At 54.3% G+C, this 26,573-nt stretch carries 22 protein-coding genes; 10 read left to right on the forward strand and 12 right to left on the reverse strand.

The window, feature by feature from the left end; all coding sequences use genetic code 11:
* Positions 1-57 precede the first annotated feature (57 nt).
* Positions 58-921, forward strand: a complete 864-nt coding sequence (ypfJ, locus tag AC4PCC_RS05420; protein ID WP_492126657.1) for a KPN_02809 family neutral zinc metallopeptidase — start codon at positions 58-60, stop codon at positions 919-921.
* A gap of 3 nt (positions 922-924) precedes the next feature.
* Entirely contained in the window at positions 925-3,306 is a 2,382-nt protein-coding gene (locus AC4PCC_RS05425) for a tRNA(Met) cytidine acetyltransferase TmcA (protein WP_492126658.1), read from the forward strand.
* Between the two features lie 32 nt (positions 3,307-3,338).
* Here AC4PCC_RS05425 and AC4PCC_RS05430 read toward each other — a convergent pair whose 3' ends face one another.
* Genes AC4PCC_RS05430 through AC4PCC_RS05440 form a run of 3 tightly spaced genes read right to left on the reverse strand, consistent with a single transcriptional unit; the run spans position 3,339 to position 5,027 of the window.
* Positions 3,339-3,527 carry a YpfN family protein gene (locus tag AC4PCC_RS05430; protein ID WP_067708119.1) on the reverse strand — a complete coding sequence of 63 codons (189 nt, stop codon included), beginning with the start codon at positions 3,525-3,527 and terminating at the stop codon, positions 3,339-3,341.
* Positions 3,528-3,537: 10 nt separating this feature from the next.
* The gene (gene dapE, locus AC4PCC_RS05435) at positions 3,538-4,665 is read right to left on the reverse strand and encodes a succinyl-diaminopimelate desuccinylase (protein WP_492126659.1); all 1,128 of its coding nucleotides are present in this window, start codon (positions 4,663-4,665) and stop codon (positions 3,538-3,540) included.
* A gap of 2 nt (positions 4,666-4,667) precedes the next feature.
* Positions 4,668-5,027, reverse strand: a complete 360-nt coding sequence (locus tag AC4PCC_RS05440) for an ArsC family reductase (RefSeq protein ID WP_067708125.1) — start codon at positions 5,025-5,027, stop codon at positions 4,668-4,670.
* Between the two features lie 140 nt (positions 5,028-5,167).
* Between AC4PCC_RS05440 and AC4PCC_RS05445 the strand changes: the two genes are divergently transcribed.
* Entirely contained in the window at positions 5,168-5,362 is a 195-nt protein-coding gene (locus tag AC4PCC_RS05445; RefSeq protein ID WP_067708128.1) for a hypothetical protein, read from the forward strand.
* Positions 5,363-5,535: 173 nt separating this feature from the next.
* Here AC4PCC_RS05445 and AC4PCC_RS05450 read toward each other — a convergent pair whose 3' ends face one another.
* Positions 5,536-5,826, reverse strand: a complete 291-nt coding sequence (locus tag AC4PCC_RS05450; protein WP_492126660.1) for a GNAT family N-acetyltransferase — start codon at positions 5,824-5,826, stop codon at positions 5,536-5,538.
* Between the two features lie 103 nt (positions 5,827-5,929).
* Here AC4PCC_RS05450 and ypfM point away from each other — a divergent pair, with 103 nt between their 5' ends.
* The gene (gene ypfM / locus AC4PCC_RS05455; protein WP_156485018.1) at positions 5,930-5,989 is read left to right on the forward strand and encodes a protein YpfM; all 60 of its coding nucleotides are present in this window, start codon (positions 5,930-5,932) and stop codon (positions 5,987-5,989) included.
* A 145-nt stretch (positions 5,990-6,134) separates the two neighbouring features.
* On the opposite strand, the gene acrD is transcribed toward ypfM, so the two are convergent.
* Both acrD and narQ read right to left on the reverse strand, forming a co-directional pair.
* Positions 6,135-9,263 carry a multidrug efflux RND transporter permease AcrD gene (gene acrD / locus AC4PCC_RS05460; protein ID WP_492126661.1) on the reverse strand — a complete coding sequence of 1,043 codons (3,129 nt, stop codon included), beginning with the start codon at positions 9,261-9,263 and terminating at the stop codon, positions 6,135-6,137.
* A gap of 215 nt (positions 9,264-9,478) precedes the next feature.
* The gene (narQ, locus tag AC4PCC_RS05465) at positions 9,479-11,146 is read right to left on the reverse strand and encodes a nitrate/nitrite two-component system sensor histidine kinase NarQ (protein WP_492126662.1); all 1,668 of its coding nucleotides are present in this window, start codon (positions 11,144-11,146) and stop codon (positions 9,479-9,481) included.
* Between the two features lie 361 nt (positions 11,147-11,507).
* Between narQ and ansP the strand changes: the two genes are divergently transcribed.
* Positions 11,508-12,968, forward strand: coding sequence for an L-asparagine permease (ansP, locus tag AC4PCC_RS05470; RefSeq protein ID WP_067708140.1), 1,461 nt, complete (start codon positions 11,508-11,510; stop codon positions 12,966-12,968).
* A 181-nt stretch (positions 12,969-13,149) separates the two neighbouring features.
* The gene (gene nudK / locus AC4PCC_RS05475) at positions 13,150-13,731 is read left to right on the forward strand and encodes a GDP-mannose pyrophosphatase NudK (RefSeq protein ID WP_492126663.1); all 582 of its coding nucleotides are present in this window, start codon (positions 13,150-13,152) and stop codon (positions 13,729-13,731) included.
* 68 nt (positions 13,732-13,799) lie between these two features.
* On the opposite strand, the gene AC4PCC_RS05480 is transcribed toward nudK, so the two are convergent.
* Positions 13,800-14,723, reverse strand: a complete 924-nt coding sequence (locus AC4PCC_RS05480; RefSeq protein WP_261433654.1) for an IS5 family transposase — start codon at positions 14,721-14,723, stop codon at positions 13,800-13,802.
* 62 nt (positions 14,724-14,785) lie between these two features.
* On the reverse strand, positions 14,786-17,224 hold the full coding sequence (locus AC4PCC_RS05485; RefSeq protein ID WP_492126664.1) for an autotransporter outer membrane beta-barrel domain-containing protein: 2,439 nt from the start codon (positions 17,222-17,224) through the stop codon (positions 14,786-14,788).
* Between the two features lie 897 nt (positions 17,225-18,121).
* Here AC4PCC_RS05485 and AC4PCC_RS05490 point away from each other — a divergent pair.
* Positions 18,122-19,207, forward strand: coding sequence for a DUF1176 domain-containing protein (locus tag AC4PCC_RS05490; RefSeq protein ID WP_492126665.1), 1,086 nt, complete (start codon positions 18,122-18,124; stop codon positions 19,205-19,207).
* Between the two features lie 67 nt (positions 19,208-19,274).
* Here AC4PCC_RS05490 and tkt read toward each other — a convergent pair whose 3' ends face one another.
* From tkt to amiA, 4 genes are all read right to left on the reverse strand, one after another.
* Positions 19,275-21,275 (reverse strand): transketolase, encoded by a 2,001-nt coding sequence (gene tkt / locus AC4PCC_RS05495; RefSeq protein ID WP_345828509.1) that lies wholly within the window; start codon positions 21,273-21,275, stop codon positions 19,275-19,277.
* A gap of 125 nt (positions 21,276-21,400) precedes the next feature.
* Positions 21,401-22,351, reverse strand: a complete 951-nt coding sequence (gene tal / locus AC4PCC_RS05500) for a transaldolase (RefSeq protein WP_067708175.1) — start codon at positions 22,349-22,351, stop codon at positions 21,401-21,403.
* 418 nt (positions 22,352-22,769) lie between these two features.
* Positions 22,770-23,678 (reverse strand): oxygen-dependent coproporphyrinogen oxidase, encoded by a 909-nt coding sequence (gene hemF, locus AC4PCC_RS05505; RefSeq protein ID WP_492126666.1) that lies wholly within the window; start codon positions 23,676-23,678, stop codon positions 22,770-22,772.
* A gap of 53 nt (positions 23,679-23,731) precedes the next feature.
* Entirely contained in the window at positions 23,732-24,604 is an 873-nt protein-coding gene (gene amiA, locus AC4PCC_RS05510; protein ID WP_492126667.1) for an N-acetylmuramoyl-L-alanine amidase AmiA, read from the reverse strand.
* 207 nt (positions 24,605-24,811) lie between these two features.
* Between amiA and AC4PCC_RS05515 the strand changes: the two genes are divergently transcribed.
* The 3 genes from AC4PCC_RS05515 to AC4PCC_RS05525 all read left to right on the forward strand — a co-directional run bounded on the left by AC4PCC_RS05515 (position 24,812) and on the right by AC4PCC_RS05525 (position 26,490).
* Positions 24,812-25,237 carry a GNAT family acetyltransferase gene (locus AC4PCC_RS05515; protein WP_067708187.1) on the forward strand — a complete coding sequence of 142 codons (426 nt, stop codon included), beginning with the start codon at positions 24,812-24,814 and terminating at the stop codon, positions 25,235-25,237.
* A gap of 51 nt (positions 25,238-25,288) precedes the next feature.
* Complete coding sequence (locus tag AC4PCC_RS05520; protein WP_492126668.1) at positions 25,289-25,744, forward strand: DUF2919 domain-containing protein; 456 nt, start codon at positions 25,289-25,291, stop codon at positions 25,742-25,744.
* 128 nt (positions 25,745-25,872) lie between these two features.
* Positions 25,873-26,490: an RpoE-regulated lipoprotein gene (locus tag AC4PCC_RS05525; RefSeq protein WP_492126669.1), complete on the forward strand. Its 618-nt coding sequence runs from the start codon at positions 25,873-25,875 to the stop codon at positions 26,488-26,490.
* The last annotated feature ends 83 nt before the right edge of the window (positions 26,491-26,573 follow it).

The following is a 26,573-nucleotide window of genomic DNA, read 5'->3' on the forward strand; positions in this document are numbered from 1 at the left end:
CTCTCCCGACTAAAATCACTGCACCCGCCGCTGGGCGATAATAACAAGGGGTAGTGTATGCGTTGGCAAGGGCGTCGTGAGAGCGATAATGTAGAAGATCGCCGTGATGATCAACCCGCCTCAATGGGCGGAGGCCGGATGCGTATCCCCCGTGGGAAAGGGGGCATTATTCTGCTGGTCATCGTGATGATCGCGGGCTATTACGGTTATGATTTAACGCCACTGCTGAGTGGCGGTTCAACCACTGTTTCTCAGCCTGCGCAGCAGCAGCAGCGGTCTGCTCCTCAACAGGACGAAGCGGCTAAGTTCACCTCGGTTATCCTGGCGACGACCGAAGATACCTGGCAGAAAATTTTCCAGCAGATGGGAAAATCCTATACGCCTCCGAAGCTGGTGATGTATCGCGGCGCCACGCGTACCGGCTGCGGTACCGGACAGTCGGTGATGGGGCCGTTTTACTGCCCCAACGACGGCACGGTCTATATCGATCTCTCCTTTTATGACGAGATGAAAAACAAACTCGGCGCCGATGGCGATTTTGCTCAGGGCTACGTAATTGCGCATGAGGTCGGGCATCATGTGCAGCGGCTGCTGGGTATTGAACCAAAGGTTCGCCAGATGCAGCAGGGTGCCAGCCAGAAGCAGGTCAATCAGCTGTCGGTGAAAATGGAGCTACAGGCCGACTGCTTTGCCGGTGTGTGGGGACACTATATGCAGCAGGAAAAGGTGCTGGAACCGGGCGATTTGCAGGAGGCGCTTAACGCGGCCGAAGCGATTGGCGACGATCGCCTGCAACAGCAGAGTCAGGGGCGCGTCGTGCCCGACAGCTTTACTCATGGCACCTCACAGCAGCGCTACAGCTGGTTTAAAAAAGGTTATGACAGCGGCGACCAGGGGCAGTGCGATACCTTTGCGCATTAATCCATGACTGACCGCCTGATGCAGGAAACGCATAGCCCGCTGCCGCCTGAGAAATCCGGCGTGCCTGAACAGCCTGGTGGCCCATTACGGCAAGCTGAAAGGCTCGCGCAGCAGAATGAAGCCTTGCCGCTGAAAACTGAGGGTTTAACGCAGCAGAATGAAGCCTTGCCGCTGAAAACTGAGGGTTTAACGCAGCAGAATGAAGCCTTGCCGCTGAAAACTGACGGTTTAACGCAGCAGAATGAAGCCTTACAGCGGCAAACTGTGGCGCTCAGGCGCCAGGGTCAGCGCCGCCTGCTGGTACTAAGCGGTACGTCGGCGTGGGCAGAGGCGCAGGCACGGCAGTGGATCAGTGCGCTTCCTGGCGACTGGCTGTGGCTGGGGGATAAGCCGCAAAGCCCACTGCACTGCGTTTTTCCTGTGCTACGCACGCTGCTGGGGCGCGAATTTCGTCACGCGGTTTTCGATGCGCGCCAGGGTTTTCACGCCGAGGCGCTGGCGGTACTCGCCGGGACGCTGGAGGCCGGGAGCTGGCTGCTGATGCTGGTGCCACCCTGGCAGAGCTGGGCGGCGCTGCCGGATAACGATTCGCTGCGCTGGAGTGAACGTGATTTACCTGTCGCCACGCCAAACTTTATCCGGCGGTTACAGGCGTTGATTCAGCAGGATAAGGACGTTGCGCTGATCGCTCAACCAAATCAGCCTTCACCGGTGCCGGTGCCGGTGCCGGTGCCGATGCCGTTGGCGTTGCCGGTGCTGCATCCTGACTTGCCCGGGGATCCTGACTGGCCGAGGGCTGCGACGCCATCTCAATCCTCATCCTTTTCTCCCGTTCCCACAGAATCTGACTGGCAGCCGAAGCATATGCTACAGCAGCAGAGGCTGTTGAACCGGCTGCTATCCAGCGACCCGGGGATTTTTGTGCTGATTGCCCCCCGGGGCAGGGGGAAGTCGGCGCTGGCGGGCCAGCTTGCCGCGCGCTGGCCCGGACGTTGCCTGGTTACGGCACCGGGAAAAGTATCAACCGCCGTGCTGGAGCAGTTCGCGGGCGAACAATTTGCGTTTATCGCGCCGGACCGCCTGCTGGCAACGCCTCCAGATCACCTTCCGGCAGGCATCGACTGGCTGCTGATCGATGAGGCGGCTGCCATCCCCACGCCGCTTCTTACCCGGCTGGTCAGGCTTTACCCGCGCGTATTACTGACTACTACGCTTCAGGGGTACGAGGGAACGGGGCGCGGTTTTTTACTGAAGTTCTGTGCCACCCTGCCGGATGCCACTCTGCTGACGCTGGACGAGCCGCTGCGCTGGGCCGCCGACGATCCGCTCGAGCGCTTTACCGGAGATGCGCTGCTGTTCGCAGACCTCATACCCGAGCCTGGGGCAGGCGACGTTCGCTATATTTTTCCCGAACAGGCTGACTGGCAGCACAACCCTTCTCAGCTCTCGGCCATTTATCAGCTGCTGGCGAGCGCCCACTATCGCACGTCGCCGCTGGATCTGCGGCGGATGATGGACGCACCGGGGATGCATTTTAGCGCTGCGTTGCAGGGCGAGCAGGTACAGGGGGCGCTGTGGCTGACGGATGAGGGCAGGCTGTCGGAGACGCTGTCGAACGCCGTCTGGGCTGGCTTTCGCCGCCCGCGTGGTAATCTTGTTGCGCAGTCGCTTGCGGCCCATGCTGGCTTTGCAGAGGCAGCGCAGATGCGCTCGCGTCGCATCAGCCGCATTGCCATCGCTCCCGCACTGCGTCGCCAGGGCGTGGGGCGGGAAATGGTGCTGCGCACCCTGGACAAATCCGGCCAGCTCGATTTTCTCTCGGTCAGTTTTGGCTTTACCGAATCACTGTGGGCATTCTGGCGCGCGTGTGGCTTCTCTCTGGTACGACTGGGCAGTCAAAAGGAGGCCAGCAGCGGCTGTTATAGCGCAATGGCCATGCTGCCGGTTAGCGATCGGGGTAAAGCGCTCTGCACCCGCGCAGTACAGCGGCTGGTGTGCGACTGGCCATGGCTGAAAAAAAGGATTGATCTAACCGGTCTCGACTTTCCGGTCGTAGCCGATCGGCGACTTGATGACGATGACTGGCATGAGCTGGCTGGCTTTGCGTGGGCACAGCGTCCCTTCGAGGCCTGCGTAGGATCGCTGGGGCGTCTGCTGCGCCACAGCGTGTTCGATTTGGTATTACTGCACGGGGCGGTAGAGGAGGGTGTGGAAGCCGCCATACTCTGCGAACGGTTCGGGCTGAGCGGGCGCAAAGCGCTACTGACCGGCTGGCGCCTGGAGGCGCAGCAGGCCCTGGAAGCGCTGGATGCGCCGCGCAGTCAGCGTTTGAAAGCGGAAATGGCAGTGATACGCGACGGCGCCAGCGGAGTCTCCACAGCCTAAGCGGTTGAGTCTGCTATCTTTTAAGCCCGGCCCTATTTCTTCTTCGGCCAGTCATCGCCATCGTCCCACTTATCGTTAAAATCGCGGTGCGGGGGAAGATCGGGCTTATTATCCAGATATTTTTTGGGATCGATGCGCTTGAGGTCTTTGTAGACGTTCATCAGTATGCCTACCATCACCACGATGACCAGAACCCACCAGTACTCTTTTAATAGTTCCATATTTACTCCTTTAAGCGATTAACTGTTCCATAATGCGCTGATACATCCTGCTCAGCAGTTGCAGATCCGACGCCTTAACGCACTCATTGATTTTATGAATGGTGGCGTTAACCGGCCCCAGCTCGACCACCTGCGCGCCCATCCGGGCAATAAAGCGGCCATCCGATGTGCCGCCAGTGGTCAGCAGCTGCGGCTCAATTTCATTATAGTGCGCAACCGCGTTCACCACCGCGCTCACCAGTTCCCCGGTTGGCGTCAGGAACGGCTGGCCGGAGACCTTCCACTCCAGGCTGTAGCGGAGCTGATGACTTTCCAGCAGCGCCTCTACGCGCTGTTTGATCTGCTCATCGGTCAGCTCAGTACTGAAGCGAAAGTTGAACTGTACGAAACATTCGCCTGGAATAACGTTATTGCTGCCGGTCCCGGCCTGAACGTTAGCAATTTGCATGCTGGTGGGCGGGAAAAATTCATTGCCCCGATCCCACTCAATGGCCACCAGTTCATTTAGCGCGGGCAGCACGCGGTGAACCGGGTTATCGGCCAGATGAGGATAAGCAACATGTCCCTGAACGCCGTGGACAGTCAGATTGGCGGTCATTGAGCCGCGGCGACCATTTTTCACGACGTCTCCGACAACTTCGGTGCTGGATGGCTCTCCGACCAGACAGTAGTCCAGCCGTTCCTGACGGGCCATCAGCGCCTCGACCACTTTTACCGTACCGTACGTGGCGCTGGCTTCTTCATCTGAAGTGATCAGAAAGGCCAGCCTGCCTTTGTGGTCAGGGAAAGCCCTGACGAAGCGCTCAGCCGCGACAATCATCGCCGCCAGCGAACCTTTCATATCTGCCGCGCCGCGACCGTAGAGCATGCCGTCACGAATTGTCGGCTCAAAGGGGGGGTTGATCCAGCGGTTGCCGTCGCCGGGAGGGACCACATCGGTGTGGCCGGCAAACGCCAGCGTCTCGCCTTGCCCACGCCAGGCCCAGAAATTTAGCGTATCGCCAAAGGGCATCAGTTCTATGGTGAAACCCATCGCCCGCAGGCGTTCGATCATAATGGCCTGGCAGCCAGCATCATCCGGGCTGAGGGAGGGGCGTCGAATAAGCTGCTGCGTCAGCGCAATGACCGGACAAAACATAATTACGGCTTCTCCTGGATAAACGGCGTGTAGGTGCTTTCACTGAAACCCAGCAGCATAGAGCCGTCTGCGCCGCAGAGCAACGGGCGTTTGATCGTGGCAGGCTGTTCGACCATCAGCGCCAGCGCACTTTCGGCATTATTTACTGCGTTGCGCTGCTCGTCGCTCAGTTTACGCCAGGTGGTGCCGCGCGTATTTAGCAGCGCCTCCCAGCCCAGCGTAGCAATAAATTTTTGCACCAGGGCCGCATCCACGCCGTCTGCGCGGTAGTCATGGAACTGAAACGCCACGCCCTGTGCCTCAAGGTATTTACGCGCTTTTCGGATTGTGTCGCAGTTTTTAATGCCATACATTGTAAGCATAACGGTTCCCTTCTTTTTTCTGTGGGTTTCTATACTATTCAACACTGTTCAGGCGGTTAGTCTACATCGGATGCGCCTGCATGGCAGCAGGGAAGGCGGGGATACCATTAAAGCAGCTGACTCAGCAACGGAGGGACAATATGAACTATATGAAAGCGTCTTCTGCCCATACGGTAGAAGAGACCCAGTCTACGATCGTGATTATTCGTAAGCAGCCGAGCCGCTGCGAAGAGTTTAACCATATTGTTGAGGCCGTGCTGGCCGAGCATCCCGACGCAAAGACGCATATCGACAGCGAAAGCGGTGGTTACGATAAGGTAATCGTACTGAAATAGCGTCCGGCACAACGGCACAACGGCACAATGGCACAACGGCACAATGGCACAACGGCACAATGGCACAACGGCACAATGGCATAGCGGCATGGCTATATGCCTGAACGATGCAATCATCACGTCATTTCGTTCAAGGGCTCAGTGCGCGCCTGGGCATGAGGTAAAAGAGCGTCTCAGGCTTCCTGAATGCGGGCTTTGATAAACCCCTTTTCCTCCAGCCGCAGTAGTGCCTCACCCTGCGCATAGATCATGCCGGTCGTCAGTTCGGCGAAGCCCAGGCGCTGATAGAAACTAATTTTTTCTGGCATTGAATAGATAAAGACCTTACCGCAGGGTGTCAGGGTTTCCATTATTGCTGCCATAAGCTGACCACCGTACCCTTTCCCCTGATAATCCACATCAATAATGACGTCCGAGAGGTAAGAGGCCCAGGTCATATCGCTTATCGCGTGTGCCGTAGCCATTACAGTTTTGATAAGCCTTGCCGATAGCAGTAAGTGAGTGAAAGTGTTTTTATAAAATTAGGAATATTCTTATAATAAAGCCATCTTAACGCGGGGGTGTAGCATGATTGATGTCGAGCTGGGGAACTGGAAAGAATTTATAGAAGCGATGCTGGCGCGTTAAATTCGCGCAATCTGCATCCGGGATAAGGAAATAGCGGTGACACTTTTCTGCGTACCTGAACCCAATGTAAGGCAGCAGCAGGCTAATCCTCGCCATCTTAAGTGGCTGGTTTTAGCCCTGTCGCTGCCTTTTTTATTGGGTCGTGTTATCTGTCCTGCACGCCTGAGGGTTTCGCGCTGGCCGGAAAACGCTGGCGAACCAGTACAAAAAACAGGGGGACAAAGAAAATTGCCAGTACCGTCGCCGAGAGCATTCCACCCATTACGCCGGTGCCAACCGCATGCTGGCTGGCTGAGCCAGCGCCGTTACTGATAGCCATGGGCAGTACGCCGAAAATAAAGGCCAGCGAGGTCATCAGGATGGGGCGCAGACGCTGCCGGGCTGCTTCCAGCGTTGATTCCAGCAGAGCACGGCCCTGACTGTTGATATCATTCGCAAATTCAACAATCAGAATGGCGTTCTTCGCCGACAGGCCGATAACCGTTAACAGTCCGACCTGGAAATAGACGTCGTTTTCCAAACCGCGTAGCCAGGTGGCTACCAGCGCACCAATTACGCCCAGTGGCACCACTAACATGACGGAAAACGGAATGGACCAGCTTTCATACAGCGCCGCCAGGCAAAGGAACACCACCAGCAGCGAAATAGCATAGAGCGCCGGGGCCTGAGAACCGGTCATTCGCTCCTGTAATGAGGCGCCGGTCCATTGCAGACCAATCCCGCCGGGCAGCTGGCTGACCAGATTTTGCATGATGTCCATCGCAGTACCGGTACTCACGCCGGGGGCTGGTTCACCCACAATCTCCAGCGACGCGTAGCCATTATACCGTTCCAGCCGGGGCGAGCCCGTTTCCCAGGCGGTGGTGGCGAAAGCGCTAAACGGCACCATGCCACCGCTGCTGTTGCGCACGTACCATTTACCGATATCGTCCGGCAGCATGCGATAGGGGGCCGCAGCCTGAACATAAACTTTTTTCACCCGGCCCCGATCCAGGAAGTCATTAACATAGGTGGAGCCCCAGCCGGTCTGTAGCGTGTTGTTAATATCGTCAAGCGATATGCCCAGCGCCTGCGCCTTATGCTGATCGATATCTATCCGCAGCTGCGGGGTATCATCCAGACCATTGTGGCGCACACGCGCCAGCAAGGGGTTGGCATCCGCTTTTGCCAGCAGCAGATCGCGCGCCTTCATCAGCGCGTCGTGTCCTGCGCCCGCATGATCCTGCAGCTCCATATCAAATCCCGCGGCGCTCCCCATACCCGTGATGGCTGGCGGGCTGCTGGCAATAACCCGGCCCTCTTTGATACTACGGAAGGCGTTTGTCGCCCGCTCAATAATGGCAAATGAGGTATTACTGGCACCGGGACGATCCTGCCAGTCCTTCAGCCGTACGAACATGCGCGCAACGTTTTGCCCATTACCGCCCGGACCCGCGCCGATGGTTGAAAATACCGATACAACATTGTTTTTTTCCTGCGTCAGATAGTACTTTTCGACCTTATCAACGACCCTGTTGGTCTCCTGCAGGGTCGAACCCGGCGGCAGCTGTATCTGCGTGGTAAAGATGCCCCTGTCCTCCAGCGGCAGAAACGACGTGGGTAAATGCAGAAAGAGCAGCGCCATGCTGGCGATAATCACCATATACAGCACCAGCCAGCGGCCCGCCTTGGCGAGAATTTTCCCTACACCGCGCTCATAGCGTTCGGCATTGCGGTTAAACATCCGGTTAAACCAGCCGAAGAAACCCCGGCGACCGTGATGATGGCCTTTTTCCAGCGGCTTAAGCAGCGTGGCGCACAGGGCTGGCGTCAGGATCATTGCCACCAACACCGACAGCACCATCGCGGAGACGATAGTGACTGAAAACTGACGATAGATAGCGCCTGTCGTACCGCCAAAAAAAGCCATGGGAATAAATACCGCCGACAGCACCAGCGCGATGCCAACCAGCGCCCCCTGGATCTGCCCCATTGATTTACGCGTTGCCTCACGAGGGGGAAGCCCCTCTTCGCTCATTATTCGTTCGACGTTTTCAACCACCACGATTGCATCGTCGACCAGCAGCCCAATCGCCAGCACCATGGCAAACATAGTCAGCGTGTTGATACTGAATCCACAGGCTGAGAGGACGGCAAAGGTGCCGAGCAGTACAACCGGCACCGCCAGCGTAGGGATTAAGGTCGCGCGAAGGTTTTGCAGAAACAGGTACATCACCACAAAGACCAGCAGCACCGCTTCGATAAGGGTTTTCACCACGTCTTCAATGGACGCCGTTACAAACGGCGTCGTCTCATAAGCGACCTTCGCCTCAAGGCCATGGGGGAAATAGTGGGACAGCTCGTCGATACGGGCCCGTACCCGCTTATCAGTGTCTAACTCATTGGCCCCGGAGGCCAGTTTGATCCCCAGCCCTGAGGCCTGCTGGCCATTATACTGGCTGAGGAGATCATACTTTTCAGCTCCCAGCCCGACCTCGGCCACATCGCCCAGCCTGACCTCCGATCCATCCGGATTGACGCGCAGGGTGATATTTCTGAACTGTTCGGGGGTGGTTAGCAGCGACTGCGAGTTAATGGTGGCATTAAGCGCCTGTCGGTCAACCGAGGGTAGCCCACCCAGCTGGCCCACCGCCACCTGACTGTTCTGCGACTTTATAGCGTTGACGATGTCGGAGGTGGTCAGCGCGTAGTTAATCATCTTATTGGGATCGAGCCAGATGCGCATAGCATACTGCGATCCGTAGGTATCCACTTCACCCACGCCGTCAATGCGGCTTAGCGGCTCCTGAAGGTTACTGGCCACGTAGTCGGCAATATCCTGTTTCTTCATGCTGCCGTCCGTAGAGACGAATGCCACCATCAGGATATTTGTGTCGCCCGTCTTGGTCACCGTCACGCCCTGCGACTGAACCGCCTGTGGCAGCTTGCGCAGTGCGCTCTGCAACTGGTTCTGCACCTGCTGGCGCGCCTCGTCGGGGTTGGTGCCTGCGGTGAACGTCAGCTGGATGGTCGCCTGACCGGTGTTGCTACTCTGGGAAGACATATACATCAGGTTGTCTATTCCGGTCATATTCTGCTCAATCACCTGCGTCACGGTGTTTTCCAGCGTTTTCGCTGAGGCGCCAGGATAGTTGGCTGTAATGCGCACATTGGGCGGAGCCAGCTGTGGATATTGTTCAACGGGAAGGGAAAATATTGCCAGTGTGCCGGTCAGGCAAAGCAAAATCGCTATCACCCAGGCAAAGATTGGGCGATCGATAAAAAAATTCGCCATTAACGGGCGCTCCAGGCTGATTGATTGGGATAGGTATTGCATTCATCCTGTCCGCTGGCGGGCACCGCTGAAATCCATTTAACGGCTTTTTTATTATGCAGTTCGCTGCCGCCTGACCCGGTTTAACTCTACTCGTCGGGCGGTGAAGAATCGTGGAGAAATTTAGGAGAAAATGTAAATTAACGTGCCAGCGCTTATCAGACGCCCGCGCACTTTCAGGCCGCCGGAAACTGTAGCAGTATGCTTGTGCCACCGCCTGGTGAAGGCGTGATAGTCAGCCGTCCATTAAGGCCGCCGGCCCGCTGCTGCATAATGGACAGCCCATAGTGTCCTTCCGGGCTGTGCAGAGGTGGGATCCCGCAGCCATTATCACTAATTTCAATCCGGTTATCGCCGCCTTTACCTATGCCACATCGCACAATAATCTCCGAAGCCTCAGCGTGGCGGATAGCATTCAGTAACGCTTCCCGAACGATTTGCAGCACGTGGATCTGCTTTTGCGGTTCCAGCTGGCGGCTGGCGGGTTCTCCGGTGAGCGTAATGACCGCGCGCGTTTGCTTACGTAGCGGGTTAATCACCTGGTGAAGCGCAGTTAACAGTTCACCCGGTTCTATCGAAAGGCGAAAGGTGGTGAGCAGCTCACGGAGCTGACGATTCGCTTCATTTAGCGCCAGATCCATTTCACCGACGACCGCCCTGGCGGGCGCGTTATCCTCGCTGACCACGCGTCTCAGACGGGCGATTTGAATGCGAAGCCAGGCAAGTGACTGCGCAAGGGAGTCGTGTAGCTCCCGGGCAATGGTGGCGCGCTCCTCCATCAGCAGGAGATGCTGAACTTTTTGCTGGGCCTGAGCCAGCTGAAGCGAGCGCGACAGAAGGGGGGCTAACCCCTGCATCAGCCGTGTTTTGCTCTGTTTTGCCTGCCAGCGCAGTTCGATAGCATTTCCTGTGGCAGGCGACAGAGGCTGGCTGTGCCAGGGCATCGCCCGATCCGGCATCCCTGCGGTTATCTCACCCAGGGGCGGGGCGGTCAGAGAGATACAGCTAAGATCCTCATACTGGAGGATCTGCTGGAGCACCAGCGGCAGGCTATGGGCGATATCGGGATGGCTTCCCAGGGTTTCGGAACAGCGATACAGCAGGGAGAGACGACGGTTAGCCTGCCGCAAATCACGGGTTTTCTCTCTCACCGTCTCCTCAAGCAGGTGGTAGTGTTTTTCCAGTTCACCGGACATGCGGGTAAACGTCCGCGCCAGTACCCCCAGTTCGTTCTGCAGCGCGGTATCCAGCGGCACGTGTCGGAAATGGGCGCGCTCGATCTGCTCGCTGGCCGTTACCAGCGTCTGGAGCGGTACCACCACCTGGCGGCGGACCGAACGCAGCGTCCAGAATACCAGCAGGGTAATGGTCACAAAGCCCAACAGGCTGGCCGCGGCGACCAGCTTCATTTTGAGTTCCGCCCAGCGCTGTAGCGCCAGCACAAAACGATCGATCTGGTCGACATAAAGGGCAACGTTTTGCCGGTAGGGCAGCGTATTCCCCGCCTGCAACGCAGGCTGAAGGGACTGCCAGCTATGCAGCAATTCATGATAGCGCTCACGGACGCTAAAGGGCACATAGCGCCTGTCAATCGCCCGCAGCGCCGGTGCCTCAAGGGTTTCCCGGTAGCGCAGAATATCTTCATTAATCCCAGGTTTTCCGGTCGAGGCGTTCAGCGCGATGCGGTAGCTTTGCATCCGTAGCGAACCCGCAATATTTACCGCCTCGGCATCATTCAGGCTGGCTGACAGCGTAAGCAGGGCCAGACTGCCAGACAGAACCGAAAGCAATACGATGGCAAACAGTACGCGAGCCAGGCTGCCCGTCACTGAGCGTTTTAACATAATTGATCCCCCAGAAGATGAGTGAGTATATCGCGTTCAGTCAGGCTCGCCACACTGAACACAGGGGCGGTAAAAGCCCCGGATGAAAGCCGGTCGAACGTGAGTGGCTGCACATTTTTTTGCGCTTAAGAGCAAAAATTACAAAAGCACACGATTTCCGCTGCAGATTTTTTGCGTCATCTTTGTAGAACGGTTAGGATGCATCGCCGCAATTTTCCCACTTTCAACAGGCATATAATTACAGAAAGTGGGCTGGTGCCGGGGCGTTCGTGCTGCCGCGCAATCGTTTGGTCGGTCAGCGACAGATCGGATCGCCGGGTTGATTGCGCCTATCACTGTGGACAGGTTAATAGGACAGATAATGAAAGCTGATAAAAAAGCAGGGGCGGATAAACGCGCCGCCAGAAGACGTTGGTTAAACTCTCATGACTCCGGCTATCACAAAGCAATGGATAATCGTCACGTTCAGATGATTGCCATTGGTGGTGCGATCGGTACGGGTCTGTTTCTCGGGGCAGGCGCGCGTCTGCAAATTGCCGGCCCTGCGCTGGCGATTGTCTATTTAGTTTGTGGCATCTTCTCGTTTTTCATTCTGCGTGCGCTGGGCGAACTGGTGTTGCACCGCCCCTCCAGCGGCAACTTTGTCTCTTATGCGCGCGAGTTCCTTGGCGAAAAAGCCTCTTACGTCGCGGGCTGGATGTATTTCGTCAACTGGGCCATGACCGGTATTGTTGATATCACCGCAGTTGCACTCTATATGCACTACTGGGGGGCGTTTGGCGATGTGCCGCAGTGGGTATTTGCCCTGGGCGCGCTGGCAATCGTCGGCACCATGAATATGATCGGTGTGAAGTGGTTTGCCGAAATGGAGTTCTGGTTTGCCCTGATTAAAGTCCTGGCCATTGCTATCTTCCTGATTGTCGGCGTGGTGTTCCTCGGCAGCGGTAAGCCGCTGGATGGCAATGCAACCGGCTTTCATTTGATCAGTGATAACGGCGGCTTCTTCCCGCATGGGTTGCTGCCTGCGCTGGTGCTGGTGCAGGGGGTCGTCTTTGCTTTCGCCTCTATTGAGCTGGTCGGCACCGCGGCCGGGGAGTGCAAAGATCCGAAAACCATGCTGCCGAAAGCGATTAATAGCGTTATCTGGCGTATCGGCCTGTTCTACGTTGGCTCGGTCGTCCTGCTGGTGCTGCTGCTGCCGTGGAACGCTTACCAGGCGGGTCAGAGCCCATTTGTGACCTTCTTCAGCAAGCTGGGCGTGCCCTACGTCGGAAGCATCATGAATATCGTGGTGCTGAGCGCCGCGCTCTCCAGCCTTAACTCTGGCCTTTATTCGACCGGACGCATTCTGCGATCGATGTCGATGGGCGGGTCAGCACCAAAGTTTATGTCGAAGATGAGCGGTCAGCAGGTTCCCTATATGGGCATTCTGGTCACTATCGGCGTCTATGTCGTTGGCGTCTGGCTGAACTACATCGTTCCGTCGCGGGTATTTGAAATTGTGCTGAATATTGCCTCGCTGGGCATTATCTCCTCATGGGCATTTATTGTTGTCTGTCAGATGCGCCTGCGTAAAGCGATCAAAGAGGGTAAGGCTGAGGACGTTAGCTTTAAGCTTCCCTGGGCACCCTTTACCTCGTGGCTGACGCTGCTGTTCCTGGCCAGCGTACTGGTGCTGATGGCATTTGACTATCCGAACGGGACCTGGACTATTGCGTCGATTCCGCTGATTGCGCTCCTGCTGATCCTGGGGTGGTTTGGTGTTCGCAAACGGGTTCATGCCGTAGCCGCAACTGAGCACCAGCAGCCTAAGGCTGAGTAAACGGATCCACTGCTCTTACTGAATAAAAAGGCGGCTCTCTGGAGCCGCTTTTTTTTTATGCTCCCGGCCTGATAGGCATAAGAGTGAGCAATCCAGTCCGGCCGCACCTTCAGAATTGAGATAGTTTTCGCTGCCTTGCAGATTTATGATGGCAGACTCCCGGCAACGCAATGGAGTCCAGATGTCCGCCAAAATTGAAGTCATTAAGAACAAAGTCCTGTCCGAAAACTGGTTTGTACTGCGTAACTACACCTACGATCTTACCGCCAGCGATGGCTCAACGATTCGGCATAAGCGCGAAGTCTACGATCGGGGAAATGGCGCAACTATCCTTCTCTATAACCGCGAAAAGAACAGCGTCATCCTCACCCGTCAATTCCGCATTGCCACCTGGCTTAACGGGAATGAGAGCGGGATGCTGGTAGAAACCTGCGCTGGCCTGCTGGATGATGATTCCCCGGAAGACTGTATTCGTAAAGAAGCAATCGAGGAAACGGGCTTCGCCGTGGGGGAGGTCCGAAAGCTCTATGATATGTATATGTCACCGGGCGGGGTCACCGAACTGCTGCATTTCTTCGCCGCCGAATATGACGACTCGCTGCGTGAAAATGCAGGCGGCGGCGTAGAGGATGAGGACATTGACGTCATGGAAGTCTCTTTTCCAGAGGCGTGGGCGATGATTGGCGAAGGACGGATCAAAGATGGAAAAACAGTGATGCTGCTACAGCATGCCCTGATTGAAGGCTGGCTGCGTCTCGTCTGATTCACCCGTGCTGAGGCTTTGTTGAATAAATCGGATTTAGATAAAAGCGCCTCTCGTCACTGACTTCCTCAGGCAATCCGCACACTTTCTGGCATCCCTTCACGCGTCATTTTGTTCAATGCACGGATCATGGCCATAGCCTCACCGACCTGCGCATCGTAGTCACGCAGCGTCAGGTGACCACCGAACAGTTGTTTAACACGGTACATCGCCGTTTCCGCCACTGACCGCCGGTTGTAAGCCGTGTTCCATTTCCAGTACGCATTGCTTCCCGTCAGCCGTTGCCTCGCCACCGCCTGATTTCTGTCGGCATACTCCACCGGCCAGTAATCGGCGCGCGTTCGCGGCGGGATAAGCGCCTTAATTTTCTTGCGACGCAACTCGTCGTGGCAACGTTTTGTGTCATAAGCCCCGTCAGCACAGGCGGCTTTGATTTTCCGGTGCGTCTGACGGATAAGCCCCGGGAATGCCTCTGCATCAGTCACGTTGTTCAGGGACAGGTCAGCGCAGATAATCTCATGCGTATCAGCATCCACCGCCAGGTGCAGTTTCCGCCAGACACGGCGCTTCTCCTGGCCGTGTTTTTTCACCTTCCATTCGCCCTCACCGAAGACTTTTAATCCGGTGGAATCGATTACCAGATGGGCAATCTCACCGCGTGTCGGGTTTTTGAAAGGGATGCTGACGGACTTAGCCCGCCTGCTGAGGCAGGAATAATCCGGGCAACGGAGCGGAAGATTCATCAGGGTAAAAATGGAGTCAATGAATCCCTGAGCAGCGCGTAATGTGAGGCGAAAGACGCGTTTGAGCATCAGAACAGTGGAGATGGCCAGCTCAGAATAACGTTGTGGACGACCACGTGACGCCGTTTTTGGTTCGTCATACCAGGTCTGAATGGCCGACTCATCGAGCCAGAATGTCAGTGAACCCCGATTGATGAGCGCCTTGTTGTAGGCTTTCCAATTGGTGATTTTGAACGTTTGTTTTGCCACGGGGTACCACTACAGGGTCAGAGATGTGGTGATCTGATCCTGATTGCGGCCAAAAGTTCGATTTATTCAACAAAGCCCATCAAATCCACAAACCAACCTGAGTCTGCCATCCATGTGGTGTATCCACCGATAAAGTAGCTGTCAATATTGCTGTTGCCATAATGAGCATTAATATCATTATCGCTGTAGCCGGTAAACAGACCTGTCAGGAGTTTGCCCTCTCTCACATCGAAAGCTTTATCTCCCCCTATTGCCAGGCCAGACTGTTTTTGTTTGTAGCTGATTCCACCACCGGGACTCACGTGGGTCTCCTGTCCCATGTATTGTGTCCACAGGCCTCCATCATGTTTTGCTGTCGTTCGCAGGTCGCCCAGTCGTCCCCGGACGGTATTAAGTTCACCTGTCCATACAGCAGGCGTTGCGTTTACCACACTCAACACTGTTTCAGTCGAGGGCGTCAATTCCTCTGTTTTTAACAGATCCCAGTCATTACCCTGATGCTGAAGTCTGTATTCATAGACTCCGGCATCAACCCGGCCATTTTGCAGACTGAAATCTCCTCCTCCATCTGCTGTTCTCACCACCGTCAGTGGCAGCGAATGGTCTGGCTCGTCTCCCGTATTGGTTATCGACAGAAGATGGGATCCACTCGTCTGGCCATTGATAATCAGCTGGTCCCCCTTGTTGGCAGCAATATCTGTGCGAAGTAAGAAAAGCCCCTCTCCTTCGAGGTTATTTACCGTCAGAGTGCGGTAATTATTATCCTGGCTATTCAGGTTAACGCTACCCGAATTCAGCGCTAAGCGACGAATGTTTGCTGACTGAATCAGCGACCACATGGCATTATCCCTGACCGAGATACTGTCATAGTTTTCCAGATTTCCCAGCAGGGATGTTTTGCCACTCAGACTGACTGAAGACCCGGTTGTACCATCTGCAGTCACATTACCCGTAAGCTGGCTGTCCTGTAACGCAAGGGTATGGATAGCATTGAGGTTACCATCAATGACGGATCCGCTGGCCAGGGATACAGTTGTGGGATGGGCTTCGCTACCAGTGATATCGCCTGTTATTCGGCTGTTATCAAGCGTGACGGAGGCTGGCAGAGTGAGGTTGCCTTCAATAGCAGATTTATTGGCTAATGACACCGCTGTGGCGTTGTCCTCGCTGCCAATAATATCGCCTGTTATACGGCTGGCATTAAGGCTCAGAGATGAAATCTGGCTCAGGTTACCCTCAATCAGGGAGTCGTCAGAAAGTTCAGCCGCAGTAAAGGCGGGTGAATCTGCCAATACCCGCCCGATGATAGTACTGTGAGCCAATGTCAGTTTGTTAATATTATTTAAGTCGCCGTTAATCGCGCTGTTATCTTGCAGGGTGACTTCGGCTGCCTGTGCGTCTTCTGGACTGATGTTCCCCGTTATGCGGCTGTTACGGGCTTCGAGTATCTTTACTCCGGTGATATCGCCCTGAATATTGCTATCGTTATTTAACTGAACCCGCCCCTCCGAACCCTCTTTGAAACCGATATTACCCTCGATTTCGCTTTTATCGGCGGTCAGCGTATTAAGGTTTTCGATATTTCCATGTAAAGCAGCATTATTATTCAGTACGGCATTGAGAACCGATGTCTGGTCGGCGATGAGATTACCGCTAAGGTCACTATTATCAATGGAAAGATTAAGCGTATTTCCATTAATCACTTCTACAAGTGTGCCATTGCCTGCCGTTAAAACGCTGCCAGCATTGATTTGTAATCCTATCACTCCTGTACTGTAAGAACTCCTCGCCCCAGCCAGTATAGCGCTGCCGTTACTGCTTGTTATATGTGTATTATCAAGTATCGCGACCGGTTGAGCATCGTCGTCATCGAGCAAAAGCATCAACCCGAGCTTGTCGCCGGTTATTGCACTGTTAGATGCCTGCAGCGTTCCACCGAAAATCGTGCCGCCGATCCCACCTCCAAACTGACTGGTTAAACCATCGTCTTTACCATTGACTACAGAGTCATTTAAGACCAGGAGGGTGTTTAATCCACTGGTAGTAAAACCCCGACCATTAGCATTAAGCACAGATGAGGTTACTGTTGCTTTAGATCCGCCATTGACACCAATTGCCAAACCACGTTCCGGCATTGCGTTTGTAATAGTCGAGTTGTTAATGGTTGCCTGGCTGTTATCCTGTAACGATATAGCCTGAGATATTTGTCTTGCGTCTGGCTCGATATAAGTATCTCCACCTTCCATGTTTAGTACTCCTCCCCGTAAGGTTATACCCTGCGTTTTTCCTCCCTGATTGACATTGAGCGTAGCATTCCGTACCTCCCATAAATTTCTCGTACTGTTTTCAGTAACATACCCAGTTTTACCATCGGTTAATACAATAGCATATGCAGGGGAGATGAGAAGACTGCTAATAATGTTGAAGGTTAATATTTTGATTATATCTTTTTGGTGTCTGTTAGTTTTGAGGGGGCGGGTTTTAACTTTTAAATTTTTCACGGGCATTATCCTTAGCTATATATTGGTACTGTCAGTGGATAGTATTCAGTCCAGGGGTGAGGCGAGAGGCTGACACGGTACATATCCTTTTCATATTCGGTCTAATGAAATAAGAGGTTAATATTTTTGGGTTTTATAGGTAAATACTGGCCAATAATCTTTAAAATTCATCAGCTGTAGCACAGTGACGCCGGGAGAACTATCTCATTGTGGAACGATTGGCAGTCATTTAGGATTAATGCGTGGTGCCTTGACTCTGGTTATATATGGTATTGTGGAAGCGGTAGAATGGTATTTTTCACGTATTTTTATTTTTTATTCTATTTATTTTATTATTTCGAGTAAAGCTAATTTGGGTTTATTTGTCAAACAGTGGCAGTGTCATGGTCGGAAGTCCATGTTTAAGTTATTGATAAATGGTTGTTTTTATTTTTATTATTGAGTATGCCAGTACACGTGTATTTTAAGGAAAGAATGAAAGGTGAGGAGGGCATTTGTTGGCAAATCTGAAAGAACTCATTCATTATATTTAATGAATTCGTAAAGCGTAATTTATTAATGGTAGTGCCATAGTTTTTTGTTAAAAATAAACCTTACGGGCGTGTTTAACCCGTTAACAGAGTGGGTAGATTTTAAACTGGACCAGTGTGACAGCCCCGCGCTTATTAACTGCTGGTATAGCGTAGAGGGTGATGTCTCATTATCTACTATGTCCGATTAATCTGATTGAGGTCCTTTCGGTCAGCAGCGAAGATGACTCCAGTAATGACTGGTTCTTTTTTACCCGTAATTCTAACTTTGCGTCATGATATGGGCGCTCAATTGATAAACTTCACCTAAAGGTGAACCATTAGGCTACGCTTATTGCTTCACGTAACTCTGGGATACCCGTGATCAATGCCTTACTGGATGATATTGCCTTTTGTTTCCTTATTTCTGACGGCTTTGTCGCTGCACGCCGAGCCGCTGCATAAAACATTTTCTAACTGGCAGATTACCTGTAATAACCTTAATAGCTGTGTGGCCAGAAGTTTCCCTGGCGATAAAGGTCTGGTTATGACCGTCAGTCGTCACGCTGGCGTCAACGACCGCCCCCTTATTTCAATAGATTATGGTAACCACTACAGCGGTGAGCTTAATGGCGCGCCGCTGAAAGATAATCTGCTGCTTGACGGGCAGCGGCTCCGGTTCGACCTGAAACACTGGGAAGTTGAACCTCATCATCTGACGACGTCACACGCCATCTCCATTGACGAATTTTTACAGCAGGTGATGGATGCGGGCGCTATTCAGCTTCTGTACCGGCCCGATGCGAGCATCTCCCTACAGGGTCTTAAGGCCGCTCTGCTGTTGATGGACGACATCCAGGGAAGAGTTAATGGGATGAGTGCATGGGTGAAGCGGGGCAGCCGCTCCGCAGAAGATGTCACTCCCCAACCTGAAGTGCCCGTCATTATGCCTCTCAGCCATCCACCGCTGGCCCTGACGCGCGATGAGACAACGGGGCTGATTGATTTTGGTACCTGGCGTATCAATACGGACGAATGCTCGCTTGATCCGCAGCGGCGCGAGGTGAGTGTGGCACCGCTAAGCGACCAGAAAGCTCTCCTGCTTATCAGCTGTGAAATGGGTGCTTACAACGTCATTGATTTAGCCTTTGAGGTGACGCGTTCGCTGCCCTATGTGGCGAAAGGGGTGACGTTGACGCTACCCTTTATTCCCCCGTCACATACCGAAAAGCAGTTAGAGCTGGTCAACGCCGAATATGATGCCAGCAGTGGCGCGTTGTTAACCTATAACAAGGGCCGGGGGCTGGGAGATTGTGGTTTGGCGACGCGCTGGCAGTATGATGGCAGGGAGTTTGTGCTGGCTGACTATGCAGAAGAGAGTACCTGCGACGCCTGGCACAGTAGTGATGACTGGCCGTCGCTGTGGACTACGCAAAAATCACCGACCGCCAGCGTCGAGATCACATCCCAGTAAGGGGCGGGCGGGTGAAGGGCAAAAAAAACCCGGCAAGGGAGCCGGGCTTTGATCATTCAGAAAACAATCAGTGAGGCTTCAGCAGCGCCTCAGCATGACTGACAATGTTTTCAACGGTAAAGCCAAATTCATTAAACAGCTGCGGCGCAGGGGCAGACTCACCGAAGGTAGTCATACCGACGATAGCGCCATTCAGACCGACATATTTATACCAGTAGTCGGCAATGCCGGCCTCTACGGCCACGCGAGCGCTCACCGTAGAAGGTAATACTGATTCGCGATAGCCCACATCCTGCTTATCGAACAGGTCGGTTGAAGGCATAGAGACTACGCGTACCTTGTGGCCTTCCGCCGTCAGTTTCTCGGCTGCACCCAGCGTGATTTCAACTTCCGAGCCGGTAGCAATCAGGATCACATCTGGTGTACCCTCGCTATCTTTCAGCACGTACGCGCCGCGTGAGATATTCTCGAGCTGCTCTTTGGTACGCTCTGGCTGAGCCAGGTTCTGACGTGACAGGATAAGCGCTGTGGGGCCATGATGACGCTCAACCGCATGTTTCCACGCTACCGCCGTCTCCACCTGGTCACAGGGGCGCCAGACGCTCATATTTGGCGTCACGCGCAGGCTGGCAATCTGCTCAACTGGCTGGTGGGTTGGGCCATCTTCGCCCAGTCCGATAGAGTCATGGGTGTAGACCATAATCTGTCGGGCTTTCATCAGCGCGGCCATACGCACGGCGTTACGGGCATATTCTACAAACATCAGGAAGGTGGCGGTATAAGGAACAAACCCGCCGTGATGCGCGATGCCGTTGCCGATGGCGGTCATGCCAAATTCACGCACGCCGTAGTGGATATAGTTACCAGCATGGTCTTCTTTGATGGACTTCGAGCCAGACCACATCGTCAGGTTACTCGGTGCCAGGTCAGCGGAGCCGCCAAGGAATTCAGGCAGAATTTTACCCCAGGCTTCCAGCGTATTCTGAGACGCTTTACGGCTGGCGATTTTCTGTGGGTTAGCCTGCAATTCTTCGATGAACTTCTGCGTTTCCTGCTGCCAGTTTTCCGGCATTCCCCCGTCCATGCGGCGGGCATACTCTTTCGCCAGTTCAGGATGTGCGGCTTTATAAGCGGCGAACTTCTCATTCCAGGCTTTCTCCGCCTGCGCGCCTGCCTCTTTGGCATCCCACTGAGCGTAAATCTCCTGCGGAATTTCAAACGGTGGATAGTTCCAGCCAAGCTGCTTGCGGGTGAGCGCAATCTCTTCATCGCCCAGCGCTGCGCCGTGGGCCTCTTCTTTGCCTGCTTTGTTCGGCGAGCCGAAGCCGATAATCGTTTTACAGATAATCAGGGATGGCTTGTCAGTAACGCTCTGCGCCTCTTTGATAGCATTGGCGACGGCGGTAGCATCATGACCGTCAATTTCATGAACGACGTGCCAGTTATAGGCTTCAAAACGCTTAGCGGTATCGTCGGTGAACCAGCCTTCAGTTTCACCATCAATTGAGATGCCGTTGTGATCGTAGAAACCAATCAGCTTGCCCAGGCCCAGGGTGCCAGCCAGCGAGCACACTTCGTGCGAAATGCCTTCCATCAGACAGCCGTCGCCCATAAAGACATAAGTATGATGATCAACCACGTCATGGCCAGGACGGTTAAACTGCGCGCCCAGCGTGCGCTCGGCAATCGCCAGACCAACGGCATTGGCCAGGCCCTGACCCAGTGGGCCAGTGGTAGTTTCAACGCCTGGCGTGTACCCGAGTTCCGGGTGACCCGGCGTTTTTGAGTGCAGCTGACGGAAGTTCTTCAATTCTTCAATCGGCAGGTCATAGCCGGTCAGGTGCAGCAGACTGTACAGCAGCATGGAGCCATGGCCATTGGACAGGATAAAGCGGTCACGATCGGCCCAGGCCGGATTGGTGGGATTGTGATGCATAAAATCGCGCCACAGCACTTCGGCGATATCGGCCATGCCCATTGGGGCACCCGGGTGACCACTTTTGGCTTTCTGCACGGCATCCATGCTCAGCGCACGAATAGCATTAGCCAGCTCTCTACGTGAAGACATATTGTTCTCCCTGATTTTTTGGTGGGATAAAATGGGCGATATAACGCATTAAGGGCGAATATTATCGCCCGGGTTACCTACTGCCTGATTGGCTACGAGGCTAATGCCGCCCATTCTGGAATGATTTACAGTCTGGCGGACAGCACGTTTTCCAGATTCTGCTGGTCGACAGCAAACTGACGGATACCGTCAGCCAGCTTATCAACCGCCATTGGATCCTGATTATGTTCCCAACGGAACTCGGATTCAGAAAGCTGTGCGGGCTGGTGGAAGCACTCGGTCGACGGCGTCAGTTTGCGTTCAACCGGCGCATCGCTGGCCTGCAGTTCTTTAAGCAGGTTAGGTGAAATGGTCAGGCGGTCGCAGCCAGCCAGCGCCAGGATCTGCTCCACGTTACGGAAGCTGGCACCCATAATGACCGTGTTATAACGATGCTGTTTGTAGTACTCGTAAATTTTACGCACGGAGACCACGCCCGGATCTTCGTCCACGACGTAGGGGTCCTGGGGTTTACGGCTGTTGTACCAGTCATAAATACGGCCAACGAAGGGAGAAATCAGGAATACGCCGGCTTCAGCGCAGGCGCGCGCCTGGGCGAAGGAGAAAAGCAGCGTCAGGTTACAGTTAATACCGTTTTTTTCCAGCTCTTCAGCCGCACGGATCCCTTCCCAGGTAGAAGCCAGCTTAATCAGGATGCGTGAACGGTCAATACCGTTGTCTTCATACATTCTCACCAGCTTCTCTGCTTTAGTGACACACATACCGCGGTCAAATGAGAGGCGTGCGTCAACTTCGGTAGACACGCGTCCAGGGACGCTCTTGAGAATTTCCATACCGAGGTTGATGGCGACTTTATCGCTGGCGTTGATTATCTGCGTTTCTTTGCTGCCGCCCTGCTTTTTGGCGTAGTCAATGGCGTCAGTCATCAGGTGCTTGTAGGAATCGAGGCCGGAGGCTTTCAGGATCAGAGACGGGTTAGTGGTGGCATCTTCCGGATGGTAGTTACGAATCGATTCGATATCGCCACTGTCAGCCACTACGGTGGTGTATTGTTTCAGTGCGTCTAGCTGGTTCATCTCTTGGCTCCTTGATGGGCAATCTGCAAAGCTAATAACCGCGACGGTACGCCTGCTGACAGCGCGTCTCACCACCACGGTATTATATTCTTGGGCCAAACATTGCATCAGACGTGCGGTAATGAAAATGCGTTTTCTCTGATTGTTGCAATGGGTTGACCCAATGGTTGGAAATCTGACGGGTAAAAATCGTCGCATCCATAAGTGTAGCACTCGCAGAGATTTCCGCCGGGGCGTCACTTTTCAGCGCAGGGAAAACAGACAGGACAGAAGAGGATAGCGAGGGACAAACCTGGCGTTGCGCATCTAATGCGCTTAAGCCCGAAGCCGCCCAGAACGTGCCACGAGACTTTGCCTGGAGGGGCAGCGGAGACTGTCGCAGCGGCCGGCGCATAAGCGGGCCGCTGCGAAAGAACGTTTAAATCCACGCTTTCACGGGCAGGAAATCATTATAGAGCGCAGCCTCTGGCGATCCAGGCTGGGGCTTAAAGTCATATTCCCAGCGAACCAGCGGTGGCATGGACATCAGAATAGATTCGGTGCGGCCCCCGGTTTGCAGGCCGAACAGCGTGCCGCGATCCCAGACCAGATTAAATTCTACATAACGTCCGCGACGGTAAAGCTGGAAGTCGCGTTCACGCTCTCCCCACGGCAGTGCTTTACGCCGCTCAACGATTGGCAGATAGGCCTGTAAAAAGCCCTGGCCCACGGCCTGGATAAAACGGAAGCAGTAATCAAAGTCCGGCGTGTTCAGGTCGTCAAAGAACAGCCCGCCGATACCGCGCTGCTCGTTGCGGTGCCTGATAAAAAAGTAGTCGTCGCACCACTTTTTATAGCGCGGATAAACATCTTCCCCAAACGGCTGACAGAGATCGAAGGCGGTCTGATGCCAGTGCACCGCATCCTCTGTAAAACCATAGTAGGGCGTCATATCAAAGCCGCCGCCAAACCACCATACCGGCTCGGCACCCGGCTTCTCGGCGATAAAAAAGCGCACGTTAGCATGACTGGTCGGCACGTAAGGGTTTTCCGGGTGGATAACCAGCGACACGCCCATCGCTTCAAAACTTCGGCCCGCCAGCTCGGGGCGGTGCGCCGTGGCAGAGGCTGGCATCATATCGCCATGAACGTGGGAGAAATTCACCCCGGCCTGCTCAAAAATAGCGCCTTTGCGCAATACCCGACTGCGTCCGCCACCGCCGCCTTCGCGCGTCCAGCTATCTTCTTCAAACCGGGCGCTACCGTCAGCCTGTGCCAGCTGATGACAAATACGATCCTGTAAACTCAGTAAAAACTGTTTAACCTGGGCAATATCGGGTGCGTTCATGGCTTAGCCTGCATTAAAAAAATAACGCGCGCAGTATACGTCATATTCGTTTTTTATGGGTGGCGGTTATTGGCATCAAACTCATTAAAGTAGCTGATAATGCCGCCAACAATGGCACTGGCAATTTTCTGGCGAAACGCCGTGCTGCCCAGCAGCCGCTCTTCCGAAGGGTTAGTGATAAAGGACGTTTCCACCAGTACCGACGGGATCGACGGCGACTTCAGCACGGCAAAGGCAGCCTGCTCGGTATGCTGGCTGTGCAGATGGTGTACCGGGCGAATTTGGTTCAGTACGTGCTTGCCCAGCGTGAGGCTGTTTTTGATGGTATCCGTTTGTACCAGGTCGAACAGCACCTGCTGCAGATAATGATCTTTTTGCGACGACTTAACGCCGCCCACCTCATCTGCGGCGTTTTCTCTTTTGGAGAGGTAACGTGCCATGCTGCTGCTGGCACCGCGATTCGACAGTGCAAATACCGATGCACCGTTGGCATCCGGGCTGGTGAAACCATCCGCGTGGATGGACATAAACAGGTTCGCGCCGTGCTGATGGGCAATCTCTACCCGCTCACCGAGCGGAATAAAATGGTCGCTTTCCCTTGTCAGTCGGGCTTCGATATGGGGATGGCTGCTCAGCATCTGACGGATATGATTAGCGATCTCCAGCACCACGTGCTTCTCTTCTGACCCCTCTTCACCGACGGCGCCGGAATCAATGCCGCCGTGACCCGGATCAATCATGACAATTTTTTTACCCGCTGCCGCAGGCGGGGCCGGAGTAGGCGCGCGGCCGTTGCGCAAGGCTGATTTGGGCAGCGGCTCTTCTTTTGCGCTGGCCGGGTTCCGGGCCAGCAGCGCCAGCGCCAGGCCGGAAAGCAGCAGCTGGCGGCGGGTCGTTAAGGGGGTCATCAGACCGAATTTAGTCATTACTGCGTCCTCGGGCACAATTTGCCTGTTGTTATATCGTAACAATTGGCCCAGAGCGAGAAGGGAACTATTGCAACTTTTTACTTTTTATTTCAGCCAGCTACTTATGCAGCGTCGCTTTTTTGCGGTTTCCAGGGATTGCAGACTTGCACCCGCAGAAGAAAGCGTGATAATCAGCAAATTATTATTAACATCAGGGGCAACGCCATGGAAATCCGCGTTTTCAGCCAGGACGATTTTGAAGAAGTCATTACGCTTTGGGAGCGGTGTGATTTGTTACGGCCATGGAACGATCCTGAAATGGATATCGAAAGAAAGCTTAATCACGATCCCGACCTTTTTCTGGTGGCAGTCGTTGGCGGTGAGATTGTCGGTACGCTGATGGGGGGCTACGACGGTCACCGGGGGTCTGCGTATTATTTGGGGGTTCATCCTGACTATCAGGGGCGTGGCTTTGCCAATGCGCTGATCAACCGTCTGGAGAAGAAACTGATTGCGCGCGGCTGCCCGAAAATTAACGTGATGGTGCGCGAGGAAAATGATGCGGTGCTGGGCTTTTATGAAAAGCTCGATTACGAAATGCAGGACAGCGTATTGCTCGGCAAACGTCTGATTGAAGATCGTGAGTACTAATATTTTGTTAAGCAAGAAGCTTACCCGCGATCTGTTGGAGGGGCTGAAGAGGTGATCCACACGTACTCTCCCGATGATTACGATGCTAAAGGTCAGCTGACGCTACCGCTGGGTTTCTGGGCCGTTTTGCTGTTGCAGGCGCGAACATGGGTTCTGTTCGCCGCGGCGGCGGCCTCGAAGCAGCAGAGCACTACTCTGCTTGAGCTGTTTTATCCTGACTCCCGGGTATTCTGGACCGGGCTGGGCCTGGGCGTCCCTGCCGCACTGGGACTGCTGCTGACCGGGTATCGCCAACGGTTTCCCCGCCTATGGCGCACCTGGCGCGGCGTGCTATGCCTGACGTTGTTAACCACATTGCTGGTACAGGGCATCACCCTCTGGCTGGGCGAAGAAGATCTCTCACCGCTGGCGATCATTTTTAGCGGCTTCGATCTGCTCGCGCTGTGCTATCTGTGGTTGAATCAGCGTCTGCATGACTGTTTTGACCCGGCCCTGAACGCAGGCTAAACCCGCTTCATTCTGGCCAGCAAACCCGCATATCAGGCTTTTAGGGTCATGCTGGAAACACGGTATAAAACTTTTTCGCCGATCGGCACTCATAGCACTAGTCGTTTTTGATTATCTCAGGAGTTGTAATGAAAACTGTTCGCCCGGCGCTTCTTGCCATTGCTCTGGTTCTGACTGGCTGCGCCAGCAGCGACTCCTCTTCAGAGTCCAGCAGCGGAGCCACCTGGTGGAATCCGCTGACCTACTCCTGGTCGAGTCTGGCTCCATGGCACTGGTTCGGTTCTTCACCCGAGGTAACGGAGCAGGGCGTAGGCGGCCTGAACGGCGCTACCGCAATGAATGAAGCGGCTATCAGCGATGGCCTGAGTGGAAACTATGAGGTGCGTAAAGGCATGCGCGGCGAAAATGGTGGAGTGGTCACCTTCTTCCAGGCGGTTAAAGAGAAGCAGGTCAACGTTGAAGTGACCGGTAATACCACGATTTCCCGCATTGACGTTATGGATAGTGATATTGCCACCGCTGACGGCAAAAAAATCGGCACGCCGTTTAGTGACCTTTATAGCAAGGCCTTTAACGTCTGCCAGAAGGGCACTGGTAGTGACGCCGATGGCGTGGAATGTAAGGCTCCCGGTAGTCAGCATATCAGCTATCTGTTTCGCGGAGAGTGGCACGGTCCTGAAGGCCTGATGCCAGCGGATGATACATTGAAAAAATGGACCATCAGCAAAATAATCTGGCGCAGCTAACCTCCCCATTTTTTGAGTAGAATCAAACGGAAGTATAATTTTTACTGACAAAAAGCGTACCGCGTAAAAATCCGGGTAAACTG

Source organism: Erwinia sp. L03-1 (assembly GCF_058686115.1).